This is a genomic window from Paenibacillus sp. OSY-SE, from assembly GCF_000283315.1.
Classification (GTDB): domain Bacteria; phylum Bacillota; class Bacilli; order Paenibacillales; family Paenibacillaceae; genus Paenibacillus_B; species Paenibacillus_B profundus.
Genome location: NZ_ALKF01000142.1, coordinates 1 through 15,697, shown reverse-complemented (window position 1 = coordinate 15,697; position 15,697 = coordinate 1). Strand labels below are relative to the sequence as shown.

Below are 15,697 nucleotides of genomic sequence, written 5' to 3'. Positions count from 1 at the left end.
ACGTGTATGCAGCAGCCTGCTGGGTCGGATCTCGGGCGGATTATTCAGGAGTCGGTGCCGGGCAAACAAGTGACGCTGGCCCATATCATTGCTTCACCCGTGCCTGACATGTATGAAAGACTGGGCATCGATGAAGCGGGGGCTATTGGCATATTAACACTGTCGCCCGGCGAAACCTCCATTATTGCCGCCGATATCGCGACCAAGGTGGCAGATGTGGAAATCGGATTTCTGGATCGCTTTGCTGGTTCGGTGCTTCTCACCGGAGATATATCCAGTGTGGAAACGGCGCTGCGGGCCATCATTGCGACGTTGGGCGATAGTCTGGGTTTTGCGACGGCGGAAATAACACGGACATGAAAAAACGTATATTGCTGATCGGTCCTACAGGCTGCGGAAAAACGACGCTGGCCCATGCGCTTGACGGTACGGATCGCCCATTGCGGCGGACGCAGGATGTTATCTACGGGCCGCAGACGATCGATACACCGGGCGCGTATGTCGAGAATACCTGGATGTACAGCTATTTGATTGCAACGGCGCAGAACGCGAGCCATATTTTGATATTGGTGGATCAGTCCCGGCATCAGGAAGTATACTCGCCCGGCTTTGCATCTTCTTTCACGAAACCGGTTATCGGGGTAATAACGAAAGCCGATCTTGCGCTGGAAAATGAGAATTACTGTGTACAAGTTTTAAAACGTACCGGGATAACCGAACCCTTTTTCCGCATTAGTCTTCCCGTGGGAAGGGGAATCGGGGAATTGAAACGTTATTTGTTCGGGTAATAAGAGTGGAGTTGATACCATGAAATTTATTACCGAAATGGAATTGCGCAATGTGTACAGGCTAGAGCCTTTTACATCATACATGGTGGAGCATGGAAGCCGATTGACGCCGGAGGCGCGCCAATTTTTGACGGATCGCCAGATCGCCGTGTCCTATGGGAGACAAGAGCAAAATCAAGAACAAAAGCAAGAGCCTCTCCCGAATCCGGAGCGACAGGCAGAAAAGCCAGATTGGCGGCGTGGGAAGCTGCGCTGTCAGATGCAGACCGTCTCAGCCCTGTTCTTGTTAACCGGGCAGGAGCTGCTGGAGCGGGATGTGCTGCTGGCCCAGAAGGTGCTAGAGCTGTCAAGGCTGTTTTCGGCCCTCCAGAAAGGGAAAGGAGGCGGCACATCCACTGCCGATTTATCTTTCCAGGGTTGTACCGGCATTACTGCTGGTGTTCTTTTTGAGGATGCGGGAGATTGCTTTGAGGTAACCGAGTTTCACATTCAGTTGGAAAAGGGCAGAGAAATTGCTTTGCTCCACCGTCTGCGCAGCGCTTTGCGCGAGCTTGGGTTTGAGGTGTTGGAAGCCGTGGAAGGTTGTCCCCAAGAAAAGGCGGAGGAACCGATCATTCCTGGAATCAACTATATGATTAACGCATTGAGCTCACTTATTTGCAAAACTACAGGAGGTAGAACATGCCAGAGACAAAACCCTTTGCATACTGCGACCAACTGGTAAAGCAATTTGAAGCTGTCATCCAGAAACCGATTCCAGGACGGTCTTCGTTCTACTATACCGGTGTGGATCTGGGAACGGCCTGTGTGGTGCTTACGGTGTTGGATGACTCTCGGAAGCCGGTGGCGGGAGCTTACCGTTACGCAGATGTTGTCCGCGATGGAATGGTGGTGGACTACTTAGGAGCAATTCAGATCGTGAGGGAGCTTAAAGCGCAGTTGGAGCAGCAATTGGGTACAGAACTTGAATATGCGGCTGCGGCGATTCCTCCGGGAACCGATTTACTGGATGCTGGCGCCATCAAGCATGTGATTCAGGGTGCGGGTTTTGAAGTTACGGCTTTACTGGATGAACCTACGGCAGCTAATGCCGTGCTGCAAATATCCGACGGAGCCATTGTAGACATTGGTGGCGGAACGACCGGCATTACGATTCTGAAGGATGGCAAGGTTGTCTATCTCGCCGACGAAGCAACGGGAGGCACCCACTTTTCTTTGGTGATTGCCGGGGCATACCAGATGAGTTTTTCTGAAGCGGACTGCTTCAAGCGCGACCCTGCCCATCACCAAGAATTGCTGCCGCTGCTCCGGCCGGTCATCGATAAGGTTTCCTCCATCATCAACCGCCATGTTGTGGGCTATGAGGTCAAGGAATTGTACTTGGTAGGCGGAACCTGCTGCTTGTCCGGTATGGAGACGATCATTGAACAGAAGACTGGCATTGCTACCTATAAGCCAAGCAACCCTTTGTTTGTCACGCCGCTGGGCATTGCTCTGAATTGTACGCGGGAGGCGATGTGAGTGGAGTTTCGGATTATCAAATCTCCTTCCAAGGGGACGCTGGACATTCTGCTTCGTCGCAGAGGAGCGCCCAGTAGTCGGGAAGTTCCCCAATGCGACGCGGTTGGACTGGTGCAGGGGAGACTGATTGATATGGTATGGGCCGCTGATGTAGCTGAAAAAGTGGTGGGCGTGACAGTGGAGGATATTCGCGGCAGCTGCCCGCAGAACATGATTCTTCTCGCCATTTTTGGTGACACGGCTTCCGTAGAGGATGCCATCGCCGAGATTAAGCAGAGGAGCGGAAAAGCGGGGAGGAAGGAATGCGATGATTGCGGCTGAATTGATCCACAATATCTGGTCTACCCGTAAAGCAGATTCCCTTGTGGGAATGAAAATGATGCTGGCCGAGGTGATTGGCGGAAGCGACGACGGGCGCCGTTTGATTGTCGTCGATACGATCGGCGCTGGCATAGGCGATCGAGTGATTGTCTGCACTGGCTCTTCGGCCCGTAAAATGCTGCAAACAGACGATATTCCTGTGGATGCCGTCGTCGTCGGCATCATCGACGCGGACTGCGTGTTCGAATAAATATTCGAACAGAAATCGAATGCAGCGAGAGGGGGCGAGAACTGTGAAAAAACTGATATGCGCTGCGGATGTGGAAGAATGGGTGGCTTCCGGACAGAAGCGGTGCTGCATTGACAGTAACACGATTGTGACACCGGCGGCCCGAGATAGGGCAATAGAGCTGGGGTTAGAGTTTACCAATGAGCCTTGTGGGACTATGAGTTCCGAGGCCGCAGGCTGCGAAACTCAGAATGATCTCGACATGAATGCTATTTTTAAATTTTTCAAGATTTTATCGGAAAAAGGACTGGTTGAAAAGCTGTTGGGAACGGCTCTTGAGCCACCTTATCAGGCGGAGACGGATCCGACTGGCTTGAAACTTGTGCGGGGTCGAACGGTAAAAATGGAAGCTTACGAAACGGGAACATCTGGTGCCAAGGTATATCGTCAAGAGGTAATCGGGAAACCGGATTGTTCTATGAGCGCAGGGTTTCTGACTGTCGATCACGATAGCTTCGAGCAGGAGACGGCCCACGAAGAAACTTATATCGTGTTGGAAGGCTCGCTCGATGTCACTTTGAACAAGAGAACCTTCACCGCTCATGAGGGAGATGTACTCTTCATCCCCAAAGGGGTAAAAGCGACCAAGGGATCGACGGACTGCGCGAGAATGTTTTATATGACTTCTCCGGCGGGCGGTCCTGATCGGAAGCTGCAGTAACAGGAGGTGATAGCATGCAGGCGCTTGGATTAATTGAAACGCGGGGACTTCTTCCGGCGATTGAATGTCTGGACATCATGCTCAAATCGGCTCAGGTAGAACTGATAGAAAAGTGCAATGTGGGTGGCGGGCTAGTCACGATCGCGGTAACCGGCGATGTCGGCGCTGTTCAAGCATCCGTGGAAGCAGGTGCCTCCGCGGCGCAACAATTGGGCAGTGATATGTTGGTCAGCCGGCATGTCATTCCAAGACCCCACAACGACATAGCGAGCATCATCGGTCGGCGCAGCGTTTCGAACATTGCCAAGGAGAAGGACGAGCCGGCGCTGCAAGTTAAGCATACTCAGGCGGCAGAACAGATGCCGGAGCAGACTCCGGAACCGGACGCAGTGTCTGATGTTCCAATGGACACGGCTCCTAAAGTTTCACTGGACGCCGCGTCTGATGTCTCAATCAATACCGGTGGCGAAGAAGGCTTCCCTGTACTGGCGGACGATCCCGATCAGGATCTTGCGGCTGAAGACGCCAGTCCGGAAACGGAAAATGGTGGAGATCCGCCAGTGCTAGACAGTCCATTCAAGCACCAGATTGATGTGCTGGTAAAGGAAGCAGGGCTTGACAAAGCAATGGAGCTGCTGGAAACGATGACAGCCATGAAGCTGCGCGGACTGGCCAGAGAGTGCGGCCCTGCGTATGGGATGAGCATGACGACAATTTCCAAGGCAAACAAGGTGAAACTGCTCAAGCGGTTCCGCCATTTTTATCAACAGTAAGCAGTATTCGAGAGGAGGATGTTTTACTTGGAAAATTACGATTATGACTTGCAATCGATTCAGGAAACCCGGGACTTGGCCCGTGCAGGCAAAGCGGCCACTGATATCCTTGCCGGGTACGATGCTGAACAGATTGACAGAATTGTACAAAACATGGTGCGGACAGCGGAGGTCAACGCCGCCGAACTGGCTGCGTTGGCAGTAGAGGAAACCGGATTTGGCAAGATTGAGGATAAAATCTTCAAAAACCGTCTGGCTTCCACGGAGCTGTATGAATCCATTCGGGATACGAAAACGATTGGGGTGATCCGCGAGGACAAGGCGAATCAATTAATAGAGATTGCCGAGCCTGTCGGACTGCTCATGGGTATTATTCCATCAACCAATCCGACATCAACAACGATTTTCAAATCTATCATTGCGATAAAGGCTCGTAATGGAATCATCTTTTCGCCACATCCTTCGGCAAAGAAATCTATCATGCGGGCCGCGGAATTGATGCACGCCGCCGCTGTCGAGGCAGGGGCTCCCGAAGGAATCATTGGCTGCGTTACGAAGCCTTCTATGCCGGCGACGCAGGAACTGATGAAGTGCGATGAAATCGCCATGATTATCGCCACAGGCGGCTCGGCGATGGTGAAATCCGCCTATAGCGCGGGTAAGCCGGCGCTGGGGGTGGGACCGGGTAATGTACCGGCCTATATTGAGCGCACCGCTGATATTCCAAAGGCAGTAGCTAATATCATTGCCAGCAAAACCTTCGATTACGGTACAATCTGCGCATCTGAACAGGCTGTTATCGTGGAGGAATGCATCCGTTCTCAGGTGATAGCGGAGTTTGAGCGTCAGGGCGGTTACTTTATGAATCAGGAGGAAACGGCTAAAGTCGCGTCCAAGCTGTTTGTAAAAGGCCATGCCATGAATTCAAGACTGGTGGGACGTTCACCTCAGGTGATCGCAGAAACGGCTGGTATTCAAATTCCAACAGGGGTCAAGGTGCTGTTAGGCGAACAGCAGGGCGTGGGAGAGAAATTCCCACTGTCCTACGAAAAGCTAACTACCGTATTGGCGTTTTACACCGTACAGGACTGGCGTGAGGCTTGCGATCTAAGTGTGGGGCTGCTGCGTAACGGCGGCATAGGACATAGCTTCTCCATCCATACGCAGAATCACGATATGGTCATGGAGTTTGCGCAAAAACCTGTATTCCGCATTTTGGTGAATACGGGCTCCACGCAGGGCGGTGTGGGCGCAAGCACCGGGCTTGCCCCGGCCTTCACTTTGGGATGTGGAACCTGGGGCGGCAGCGCCACTTCAGATAATGTGGGACCACAGCACTTGATTAATATCAAGCGTGTGGCTTATGGCATTAAGGACTGTACGGCACAAAGCCCTTATTCTGTTCCAACTCCGCAGCCGCCGAAGCAACAGGAGGATGCGCTGCTGTTGAATCTGGTCGATGAGCTGGTGTCTATTTTGCAGAAAAGCGGTGACTGTTAGTGGGGAACTATGATCAAGTACTTTCATTGTTAATGGAGGTTGTATCCGGTGCTGGAAAGACGGAACAGGAGCCGCGCTCCATCCCTTTAGGGATTTCGAACCGCCATGTGCATCTTTCCCAGGCTGATGTGGATACGCTCTTCGGAGCCGGATATACGCTATCCAAAATGCGTGATTTGTCCCAACCCGGACAGTATGCATGTAATGAGACCGTTACGGTCTGCGGGCCCAAGGGGGCCATCGAAAAAGTGCGGGTTCTCGGCCCAGTGCGAAAACAGACCCAGGTAGAAATTATGCGGGGAGACTGTTTTAAGTTGGGCGTGAAAGCTCCAGTGCGTTTGTCCGGGGAGCTTGAAGGCACACCGGGCGTCACGTTGGTCGGACCCAAGGGAAGCGTATATATTACCTGCGGCTTGATGGTTGCACAGCGCCACATTCATATGACGCTTGATGATGCCCTTTTCTTTGGCGTAACCGACGGAGAAATGGTCAGTATTCAATTTGATGGTCTCCGGGGCGGAGGGTACAATCAGGTCGCAATCAGAGTTAGCAGTGACGCCGCTCTCGACTGTCATATCGACGTTGAAGAGGCCAACGCGATGGATCTGACGTCGGCGTCTGTTATAAAAATCACAAAAAATTGTTAGGAGGAAATGAACATGAGATCGGAAGCTCTTGGGTTGGTTGAAACAAAAGGTTTGGTAGGTTCTATCGAAGCAGCGGACGCTATGGTCAAAGCGGCCAATGTCACCCTGATCGGCAAAGAGATGGCAGGTGGCGGCCTTGTTACCGTGATGGTACGGGGCGATGTAGGAGCGGTGAAGGCGGCGACGGATGCCGGCGCCGCGGCTGCGAAGAATGTTGGGGAACTCGTGTCGGTACATGTAATTCCACGTCCCCACAGTGAAGTGGAGAACATCCTTCCGTCTACTAAGGCATAATTCAATAAATCATATATATAAGCCTATGCTTCCGAAGTAAGTTTTGTTCGGTAAGCTAGCGCTTTAATCTCACAAAACTAAGCCTATGCTTCCGAAGTAAGTTTTGTTCGGTAAGCTAGCGCTTTAATCTCACAAAACTTTTAGGAGGAATGTAACATGAAATCGGAAGCATTGGGGTTAATTGAAACAAAAGGTTTGGTAGGTTCTATCGAAGCAGCGGACGCTATGGTCAAAGCAGCCAATGTCACCCTGATTGGCAAAGAGATGGTAGGCGGCGGCCTTGTCACCGTAATGGTACGGGGCGATGTAGGAGCAGTAAAAGCGGCAACGGACGCTGGTGCCGCAGCCGCACAGCGTGTAGGGGAACTGATATCCGTACATGTGATTCCTCGTCCTCACAGTGAAGTGGAAAATATTCTTCCCGCCGCTAAGCAATAATTTATATCGATGTTCTGCAAAGGGCCAAAACTCGGTAAAACGGGTTTTGGTCTTTTTATATTTGTCTGTTACAATCCGCTTGTGAAAGCTTGTCGAAGTGGTGTATTTCTATAAATAGAGCTTTGAGGAAGGAGGATGTACTATTTCCAAACAGTTTGTAAATTGCTATAATAGAGATATTATATTGTGAAAAATTTAGCATGTAACGTCTATTTTCCCGTTCATTTTCGGTGAAAGGGTGCAACGAGATTATGCTGAAAACCGATAGTCCGATCGCAACCAAAGTATACGCACGATACAGCGGCATCCTGTCTCTTTCCAAGTTCTCGCTGCTGCTGCACGATCACAATGGAGACGTTTTGCTAGAGTTCAATCCGTCCCCTGATTTCTGCAGGCATTTTTGTTGGGAGAATCCTACGCGACCTTGCGCGGATTATTTGAAGCGCTTTAATACTGGCGAACAGGGGAGATTTGTTTGCTGTTACGGCCTGGAGAATATTTTGCTGCCTATTATGGTCAAAGATGAAGTTGTTGGCTTCATATCGGGGATGCAGGCGTATTCCCAGGAGAGGGAATATCAGAAGTATCTGATTAACACGGCGGAATTGGCCGAAATGAAGGGGCTGGATTTGGAAGTTGTCGCGAAGGCGATATCGGCTTTTCCAACCATTGACAAGGATAAAGCAGATATTCACGAGCAGCTTTGCCATCATATCGCAAGGAATATTGCGCTCGACATCGCCGAAAGCGAGCAGGACAACACAGGGATTATCAATCGTCTGTCTGCGGAAAAGGAAATACTGGAGAAGAAAGTGATTGACTTAGAAGCAAAAAACATGTCTCTCGTCATCAATCCACATTTTCTGTTCAATACGTTGAATTCCATTGCCCGCATCGCCTATTTCGAGCAGTCCCATACGACGGAGGAATTGATCTATTGCCTGTCCGACTTGCTGCGATACAATGTGAAGCAGGATGATCAGCTTCATACCATCGCATCCGAATTGGATAACATTGAGAAGTATTTGTATATACAAAAGGCGCGCTTCAAAAATCGCCTGCAGTATGAAATCATTGTTCCTAATGAATTAAAGGCTTATCGCATTCCGAATTTAGTGATTCAGCCTATTGTGGAAAACGCAGTCATTCATGGAATTACCCCTAAGCGAGACGGGGGAACCGTTCGTCTGATTGCCGAAAAGTACAGAAATGATATCACCATTTCTGTCATAGATAATGGCAACGGGTTCTCACCGGAGGTACTAAAGCTCATTCATCAGCCGGACAGCAAGGTCGGCGTGGGCTTCCGGAGTACCGATAGCCGTTTGAAGCGATATTTCGGAGAAAAGTATGGGTTATCGATCGTGAAGTCCGATTACAGCGGGAGCACGGTTAACATCCGCATCCCCACCCAACCAATTGCGAGGTGATGCAATGAGCGTAGTTATGTTTGTTGAAGATGAACCGATAGAACAGGAATTTCTTCAATCCATCGCGCAGGAAATTCTGGGTGCTGAAGATAAGCTTCTGATTTGCGATACCGGTATGCAAGCGATTAAGCTCGCCAAGCAATATCGACCGGATATTATTTTTATGGATATCATGCTGCCTGAAATGGATGGAATATCCTCGTTACAGGAAATTCGCAGCTTTCTCCCTAACGCATGCGTGACGATTTTGTCGGCCAGCTCGGATTTCTCCTTTGCACAGGCGGCAATAAGTCTGCAGGTACACGAATATCTGCTAAAGCCGGTCAAGCCGGAAAAATTACGGCAAATCATTCGTAAGGGGCTGGAGAAGGCCGCTCAATCAGAAGAAAATGGTGCAGCAGAAACTTATCAGATAGAATCAGCTCAAGAATGTCAGCGCTTTATTCAAGAAGCCGTCGATTATATTCAGCAGAATTACAAAGATAAGCTGACCCTGCAAATGGTAGCGAGTCATGTGTACATGAATGCCCAATATTTTAGCCGCATATTCAAAAGGGAGCTCGGCGTTACTTATACGGATTATGTGAACAAGCTCAAGATTGCACATGCCTGCAAGCTTCTTGAGACTACCGGGTATCCCGCCTATCGTATCTCCACAGAATGCGGCTTTACCGATCCATCTTATTTCAACCGGGTATTCTACAAGCAAATGAATATGACGCCGAAGGAATACAAAAAAAGCGTTCTAGTTCGAATTTAAAAAAACGCTCTATAGATAGAATCAAGGAAACTTCCCCCGACTAAGTGTCGGGTGGGAGTTTTTTTATTTTACGATGTCGTCCTAAAAGTACGAATAGTACCAGATTGGAGAAAAAAGTGATTCAGGAAGTCCAACAAGAGGTACGGTTAGTGACAGGCGCAATGGCCGCTTTGCTATACAATGAAGATACATCTACGAAGACAAATCTACTTAACAGAGGTGTATGGATGATGAAGGAAGCAGTGGCTTCGGCCGGCATGCTGAAACAAAAGATGAATAATCGTTTCCGAAGAAATGGAATCGCTTACGGACTGATTTCCGGGTTAACGTTCGGCCTTTACAGTACTGTTGTTGCCCTGGCCATGATGAAGGATCCCTTTCTGGGGGTCGTAGGAGCGTTTGCGGCGCCCATAGTGGCATCTGCGATTAATGATGCTTTGGCGGCGATCTGGCTTCTGATCTGGAACATAAAGAATGGGAAGATCAAAGAAATCGGCCGCAGTCTGGTAACAATACCGGGGTTGATGGTCGCAATTGCCGCGGTGTTTGGCGGCCCGATCGCCAACGGGGCCTATCTGGTTGGGATTGATATGGCTGGAGCGGCGGCTATTCCCATATCGGCGCTGTGTCCGATGTTTGGGGCTATTTTCGCTCGAATGTTCCTGAAGCAGAAGATTGATAAACGGGTGGCCCTCGGCATGTTCATCTGTGTTATCGGGGCGGCGCTCATTTCCTATGTCAAGCCTGAAGGTGGAGTGGATAATTTCACACTAGGCATTATTTTTGCTCTGGTGGCCGCACTTGGCTGGGGACTGGAAGGCGTATTTGCCACTTTCGGGATGTCCATGCTTGATTCCAATATCGCCATTACCATTCGCGAGGGCGTTTCCGGAATCGTTTACATTGCCGTGCTGATCCCTATCTTCGGCGCGACGGATCTCTTTGCTTCCGCGCTTGGCTCCGTATCGCCTATGCTCATTATCGCGGCTGCGGCCCTGTTTACGGCAATCTCTTTCCTGACTTGGTATATGGCCAACAATATGGTTGGCGTTGCTGTCGGAATGTCCCTCAACATTACCTATGTGCTGTGGGGGGTTGTCTTTGCAGCTATCTTCCTCGGTAATGCGTTGACTCCTACGATAATTGCCGGTGCAATTATCATTACACTTGGAGCGCTTTTAGTTTCGATGAATCCAATGGATCTGTTCAAAAAGAAGGAGGCGTAAGCAAATGCCATTGTTGCCGATCCGCTCTCGAGTGCTGCTTTTCATGTCCACTGTGCAGCAGGCAAATATTGATGATGCAATGGACGCTTTGAAAGGCGAATATGGTGGAGAACGTCAATTTACAAGAGCAAACTTTCTGGATCATATGCTGTCGTTGCAGGCAAACGGACTGATTGACGAGGTCCATTACAAGCTGGATGCTAACGGGGAATTATGTATGTACTATGCGATCAACGATGAGGGAATTCGTACGATCAATAAATATTTGCCTAAAAAGTGGACGCAAAACTAAGAACAATCTCACACAACCCGGCCTAAGGCCGGGTTCAGATTGAAGACGAACTCCCGTGAACTACTGTACCACGGGAGTTCTTTATGTTTTTTGTCCATTTTTCAGATACGAAATTGAAGTTATCAGATGAGCGACCATTCTTCCAGAGCCAGGTCGCCATTTTTTGAGGTTCATGGCAGCAAAAACTCGCTCTATTGTCTCTTTTTGCTATAAGGGTGCTTAGAGAAAGTCAATTTAAAGCAGATGCACTTGGTGTCCTTATAGATGCGTATTTCAGCATTGGGGCATACACTGGATCAGAACTGCACCGGCTCCCCATCGGATGACGAAGCCATTTTCTGCATCATGTCAACAATCGTTTGCCCCATATTCATCTTTGGTTGATTGGGAATATCAACTCCTTGATCCGCATTGACAATCGCGATAGGCAAGTTCTTGGGCTGAACTTGAACAGATGGAAAGAGCGTAAGCGAAAAAATAAATACGACCAACAATGCGATAATAGGTGAGATCAGAACAAGTTTGTTTTTTAACATTTTCATGCATCACACACTCCTTTGAATATGATCATTCCTGTTGGGAAGATGATTTTCGAATGCCATTCATTACAAAATAAAGGGCATCTTCAAGTTCACCTTCGGGAATCGACTCCTTGTTCAACAGCACAAAACGCGAAACAAAGAATCCGCCAATGAACGTGAAAAGCAGCTTTAACATTCTGTCCGTCGGGATATCCATCAGTTCACCACGTTCTTTATACAATTCGATGACAGGTGTTAGGCGAGAGGTCGCTACTTCGAAAATGTAAGGAAGAAGCTCTTTTTTCACCTCCTCTTTATACATCACTTCCTTCACGAGAACTTGAAAAATCTCTCTGTTTTCCATCGCGAATTCAATGCGATTAATAATTAATGCTCTTAAGAATCCTTCGAAAGTCGGATCCGCCTGATTGGTGATTTGACCGAGCGCCTCGTTGGCCATCAACCACTTGCAGAAGTCAGATTAAGCATGCAGGAAATGCAGTCGACAGATGAATAAAATTATCATATGATGTTTACATAAAAAATAGGAATGACTAAACTATCTAGACACGATAGTTTAGCGATTCTCAACTCTGACAAGGCTGCATGTGCAAGATGGCAGCCATTTTTTGCGCTTACTTCCGGTCTAGTAAGGATCATCGCTATACTTTGGATCAAGTAAAATGTAAATCAGAGACAGAAGTTTGGTCTCTGGGGCAAATGTACGATCTCTTGATTGAAGAAACGCATTATTATTTGGACCAAGTTGAAAAGTGTGCGTCTGCAAACGATGAGGTACAGTAGGGAAAGACTTAAGGCGGTAATAAGTTGTTTCAATCCCGTTCATTCCATCCAATTAAAATAAAAGGACCTGGAATACCCATGAGTGGTTTGAATTGTCCGAAATGCATTTTCGCCATCACCTGCAGCAGAAAGCAGAGCTCGAACAACTTCTGGAGAAAAATATCATTCCTAGTAGAGAGGGTGTATGTATGAAGCGCTTGGGATCTATGAATGTGGATGTCATTACACTGTTTGTTGAAGACTTTCAGAAGACGAAAATCTTCTATGAGGAAGTATTCGGATTTCAAGCCGTGTATGAAGACGAGGTCTCTTCAGTGTTTAACTTCGGGAATATGAGCGTGAACCTACTGGATACTTCCGAGTCACATGAATTGATGAAACCGGGAACAGTCGCAACACGTGAAGCCGGATCCCGTTTCCTGCTCACCATTTGGGTCGATGACGTGGATACGATCTGTGATGAATTGAAAACACGCGGGGTGGCTCTACTAAACGGCCCGATCGATCGACCATGGGGAGTGCGAACAGCTTCCTTTCTCGATCCGGCAGGACATGCCTGGGAGATTGCAAAACAATTCGCATAGCAACTGAACTTCGATATCACTCGAACGGAACCCACTTGTCGGGGGATAAAAACATATAAAGCATGGCACACGCAATAATTGGGAGCAGCGATAGGCATATACCCCAATCTCTCGTTAAGGTAACGGGGAGGGAAGAGCTTAACGTTCGACCGAGGATCTTCGGAAGCATTAAAAATCTTATCCAGGTAAATTTTGATGTATATCAAATCATGAAATCAGTTAACCTGACAGTAAGACAATAAGTAGAAAAGATGCCACGGTTGACCTGCTGCCAGGTGAATGAATCATTGATGAGGGGTGTTTCTGGATGACGAATCGTCGAACAAATCCGAAGGTTGATGAATTTTTGAGTAAAGCGAAAAAGTGGAAAGAAGAATATGTGCAGTTGAGAAATATCGTGCTTGACTGTGAGTTGACTGAAGAATTTAAGTGGATGCATCCTTGCTACACGTATGGGGACAAAAACATCGTACTTATCCATGGATTTAAAGATTATTGTGCGCTTCTGTTTCATAAAGGTGCGTTGTTAAAAGATCCACATGGGATCCTCATCCAACAAACAGAGAATGTACAGGCAGCGCGTCAAATTCGATTCACCAATGCTCAAGAAATCGCTAAAATGGAACCCATGTTGAAAGCTTACATTCATGAAGCCATTGAAGTAGAAAAGGCCGGTTTGGAAGTGAATTTTAAGGAGACGTCAGAATACAAGATTCCTGATGAATTTCAACATAAACTCGATGAAATTCCTGCCTTGAAAACAGCCTTTGAAGCATTAACGCCAGGACGGCAAAGAGCATACATTCATTATTTTTCAGATGCGAAACAATCCAAAACTCGAGAGTCAAGGGTAGAAAAATATATGCAGCACATTCTCGACGGAAAAGGATTAAATGATTAAGAAACACGTTGAAAATGTTCTCCTCAGTTACCAACCGTACAGCCTCCATTTTTAATTCCTCGGTATAACTGTTATTCGTACGACCCGTTTTCCCCATAAAAAACCCCCTCCGTTCTCCAACGTTTAAGTCCATCTTACCAGATGTCTTTTTTACGTTGTCTACCGTGAGGGGATAATACCACCTTTATGTAGACACACAAAATGGAGGGCATGGATGGGCAGAAAAATTTCTAATTGATACCGCCAAACTAAAGGAACAAAGAGATAATGTTGCGGAAATTGAGTTAGATAAGATAACACTAGACTACCCGTCTGAAAAATTGACCATAAGCATTAAATATGAAAATGATACGTGGCTGATGGCATCACCACTTGTTCAATAATAAACCAGCGGCAGTAAAGGACTTTATTTTCCAGTCCAAGACTGCCGCTATTTTTATTTTGAGCCAGTAAGTAGCACGAATTAACGTACCCTTTACCGCGGTACGCTTGATAATAACTTGCTATCGAAGATCATGAAAATTATCAGAGGAGAAGCGTGTGGGCCTGACGGATTTCAATTTGGATAAGATATATCACTTAGAAAACAGCTACATCGGGATCAGCTGTATTCGATTGTTTTGGAAATAGGAATCCTGTGGTGTAAGGTGAATATTGACCATGCAATCGAAAAGCTTTTTCAATCTCAACTGCAGCACGACGTGCATCTTCTGCGGTTTGCTTGCCAGTAACGATGTCGTTCATCAAGTTTAAAGCCATAAAATTCGCCGCTTCTTGATCGCATTTAGCTGTAGCTTCACCAGCCGTACGATCTGGATACAAGCTGCCATCAAACTGTGCTATGGCACCAAAAGATTGAACAGGGACTCTATAATCAATGGTTTGTGCTAAATAATCAAGATGGGGAGTCGGAGTGTTATGAGGCACTGTACGAAGATGAACAATCGTTCGCTTCCAAGGAGCATTGTTATACCACGTAATTTTTGTCATGCATGCATCATTTGGTAAACCATATTTATTGATTAACAAATAAACCGTATTTTTTTGTTCCTCAGGCCAATTCGCTAAAATTTGATCTAAATACGGATGGATATGAGAATTCTGACGATGATATCCGCTCAATCCATTATGCATTTTTAATAAACCTCCCGCAGATGGGATTTTTAGGTAGAATGTGGGGTAGTAAATGTTGGAAGGAGTGACGTATCGATGTTAAACAAGGTGATTATCAATTAGGTCAATTTGTAGCGTAATGATGAATATTTACAAAGGAAGGTGCTCAGAAATATTGCGAACTAAAGAAGATGTAATGACTTATAACGATGTTGTTTCAATCAGCGATACCCATTTACTTCCAGCGGTAACGGAGTTGTTCGGATTAGAAGGCTATGAAATCCAGCTTATTCCGGCACATGACGGAGGGCGGAATGTCGTATATACCTGTGAGAAAGAGGGAGCCGACGCTAAAATACTTAGAATCGCCTTCTTACCTGACAGGGACCGGGAAGATTTTATGGCCGAAGTGGAGTATATCAGGTATTTATTTGAGCATGGCGGAAGTGTCTCGAATGTAGTCAGCTCCCAAAAGGGGAATCTGCTGGAAGAGATCACGCATAATAATCATACCTTATATATCTGCCTGTTCGAAAAGGCCAAGGGAAAATTGCTTGTGGAAAATCGTTATCGGTACCGGGAAGGAGTTCCTCTTTCCGAATATTTTTATAACTGCGGTAAAGTCCTGGGGAAACTGCACCACATATCGAAAGGGTATACTCCTGTCCAACGTCGGTATAGCTTTTTTGACAAATTCAATGCCGAATATATCAATAAACTGATACCCGACTCCCTCTCTCTTAAGAAGAAGCTGGTAGAGCTTCTTAATACCTTAGAAGGATTGGATACGAACCGTGAGTCTTTCGGTATGCTCCATTTTGATTACAACGATGG

The 15,697-nt window shown here is 47.4% G+C and carries 21 protein-coding genes and 1 pseudogene; 19 read left to right on the top strand and 3 right to left on the bottom strand.

The genetic code is table 11. From position 1 onward, the window contains the following. Nucleotides 1–6: 6 nt before the first annotated feature. The 16 genes from eutS (at nt 7) to A372_RS0103615 (ending at nt 10,940) form a co-directional block, all read left to right on the top strand. Nucleotides 7–360 (top strand): ethanolamine utilization microcompartment protein EutS, encoded by a 354-nt coding sequence (gene eutS, locus A372_RS0103690; protein WP_019419493.1) that lies wholly within the window; start codon nt 7–9, stop codon nt 358–360. Beyond that, nucleotides 357–788 (top strand): EutP/PduV family microcompartment system protein, encoded by a 432-nt coding sequence (locus A372_RS0103685; protein ID WP_019419492.1) that lies wholly within the window; start codon nt 357–359, stop codon nt 786–788. The genes eutS and A372_RS0103685 overlap by 4 nt, the downstream gene beginning before the upstream one ends. A 19-nt stretch (nt 789–807) precedes the next feature. Then, nucleotides 808–1,512 carry an ethanolamine utilization cobalamin adenosyltransferase gene (locus tag A372_RS0103680; protein WP_019419491.1) on the top strand — a complete coding sequence of 235 codons (705 nt, stop codon included), beginning with the start codon at nt 808–810 and terminating at the stop codon, nt 1,510–1,512. Continuing rightward, nucleotides 1,470–2,309, top strand: coding sequence for an ethanolamine utilization protein EutJ (eutJ, locus tag A372_RS0103675; protein WP_019419490.1), 840 nt, complete (start codon nt 1,470–1,472; stop codon nt 2,307–2,309). The genes A372_RS0103680 and eutJ overlap by 43 nt, the downstream gene beginning before the upstream one ends. Next, nucleotides 2,310–2,630 carry a microcompartments protein gene (locus A372_RS0103670; protein ID WP_019419489.1) on the top strand — a complete coding sequence of 107 codons (321 nt, stop codon included), beginning with the start codon at nt 2,310–2,312 and terminating at the stop codon, nt 2,628–2,630. After that, on the top strand, nt 2,617–2,880 hold the full coding sequence (locus A372_RS0103665) for a EutN/CcmL family microcompartment protein (protein WP_019419488.1): 264 nt from the start codon (nt 2,617–2,619) through the stop codon (nt 2,878–2,880). The genes A372_RS0103670 and A372_RS0103665 overlap by 14 nt, the downstream gene beginning before the upstream one ends. 43 nt (nt 2,881–2,923) lie before the next feature. Then, nucleotides 2,924–3,580 (top strand): cupin domain-containing protein, encoded by a 657-nt coding sequence (locus A372_RS0103660; RefSeq protein WP_019419487.1) that lies wholly within the window; start codon nt 2,924–2,926, stop codon nt 3,578–3,580. Nucleotides 3,581–3,594: 14 nt separating this feature from the next. Further along, nucleotides 3,595–4,353 carry a BMC domain-containing protein gene (locus tag A372_RS39000; RefSeq protein WP_019419486.1) on the top strand — a complete coding sequence of 253 codons (759 nt, stop codon included), beginning with the start codon at nt 3,595–3,597 and terminating at the stop codon, nt 4,351–4,353. A gap of 27 nt (nt 4,354–4,380) precedes the next feature. Then, complete coding sequence (locus A372_RS0103650) at nt 4,381–5,853, top strand: acetaldehyde dehydrogenase (acetylating) (RefSeq protein WP_019419485.1); 1,473 nt, start codon at nt 4,381–4,383, stop codon at nt 5,851–5,853. Beyond that, nucleotides 5,853–6,500, top strand: a complete 648-nt coding sequence (locus tag A372_RS0103645; RefSeq protein ID WP_019419484.1) for a phosphate propanoyltransferase — start codon at nt 5,853–5,855, stop codon at nt 6,498–6,500. The genes A372_RS0103650 and A372_RS0103645 overlap by 1 nt, the downstream gene beginning before the upstream one ends. 12 nt (nt 6,501–6,512) lie before the next feature. Continuing rightward, nucleotides 6,513–6,794, top strand: a complete 282-nt coding sequence (locus A372_RS0103640; RefSeq protein WP_019419483.1) for a BMC domain-containing protein — start codon at nt 6,513–6,515, stop codon at nt 6,792–6,794. 156 nt (nt 6,795–6,950) lie between these two features. Further along, complete coding sequence (gene eutM, locus A372_RS0103635; protein ID WP_019419482.1) at nt 6,951–7,232, top strand: ethanolamine utilization microcompartment protein EutM; 282 nt, start codon at nt 6,951–6,953, stop codon at nt 7,230–7,232. 251 nt (nt 7,233–7,483) lie between these two features. Continuing rightward, nucleotides 7,484–8,662, top strand: coding sequence for a histidine kinase (locus A372_RS0103630; protein ID WP_019419481.1), 1,179 nt, complete (start codon nt 7,484–7,486; stop codon nt 8,660–8,662). A 4-nt stretch (nt 8,663–8,666) separates the two neighbouring features. Continuing rightward, nucleotides 8,667–9,422 (top strand): response regulator transcription factor, encoded by a 756-nt coding sequence (locus A372_RS0103625; RefSeq protein WP_019419480.1) that lies wholly within the window; start codon nt 8,667–8,669, stop codon nt 9,420–9,422. 227 nt (nt 9,423–9,649) lie between these two features. Further along, on the top strand, nt 9,650–10,648 hold the full coding sequence (locus tag A372_RS0103620) for a DMT family transporter (protein ID WP_237728482.1): 999 nt from the start codon (nt 9,650–9,652) through the stop codon (nt 10,646–10,648). A gap of 4 nt (nt 10,649–10,652) precedes the next feature. Then, a complete protein-coding gene (locus tag A372_RS0103615; protein ID WP_019419478.1) occupies nt 10,653–10,940 on the top strand; it encodes a hypothetical protein in 288 nt (95 codons plus the stop codon). A gap of 308 nt (nt 10,941–11,248) precedes the next feature. On the opposite strand, the pseudogene A372_RS0103610 reads toward A372_RS0103615, so the two are convergent. Both A372_RS0103610 and A372_RS33140 read right to left on the bottom strand, forming a co-directional pair. Then, nucleotides 11,249–11,476, bottom strand: a pseudogene (locus A372_RS0103610) (hypothetical protein); the annotation flags it as partial. A 31-nt stretch (nt 11,477–11,507) separates the two neighbouring features. Further along, a complete protein-coding gene (locus A372_RS33140) occupies nt 11,508–11,921 on the bottom strand; it encodes a hypothetical protein (protein WP_019419476.1) in 414 nt (137 codons plus the stop codon). 532 nt (nt 11,922–12,453) lie between these two features. Here A372_RS33140 and A372_RS0103600 point away from each other — a divergent pair. Further along, a complete protein-coding gene (locus A372_RS0103600; protein ID WP_019419475.1) occupies nt 12,454–12,849 on the top strand; it encodes a VOC family protein in 396 nt (131 codons plus the stop codon). Nucleotides 12,850–13,156: 307 nt separating this feature from the next. Further along, on the top strand, nt 13,157–13,750 hold the full coding sequence (locus A372_RS0103595; RefSeq protein WP_019419474.1) for a YdeI/OmpD-associated family protein: 594 nt from the start codon (nt 13,157–13,159) through the stop codon (nt 13,748–13,750). Between the two features lie 579 nt (nt 13,751–14,329). On the opposite strand, the gene A372_RS0103590 is transcribed toward A372_RS0103595, so the two are convergent. Further along, nucleotides 14,330–14,884 carry a hypothetical protein gene (locus A372_RS0103590; protein ID WP_019419473.1) on the bottom strand — a complete coding sequence of 185 codons (555 nt, stop codon included), beginning with the start codon at nt 14,882–14,884 and terminating at the stop codon, nt 14,330–14,332. Between the two features lie 175 nt (nt 14,885–15,059). On the opposite strand from A372_RS0103590, the gene A372_RS0103585 reads away from it, so the two are divergent. Beyond that, on the top strand, nt 15,060–15,697 hold a 638-nt coding region (locus A372_RS0103585), incomplete at its 3' end, for a phosphotransferase (RefSeq protein WP_019419472.1).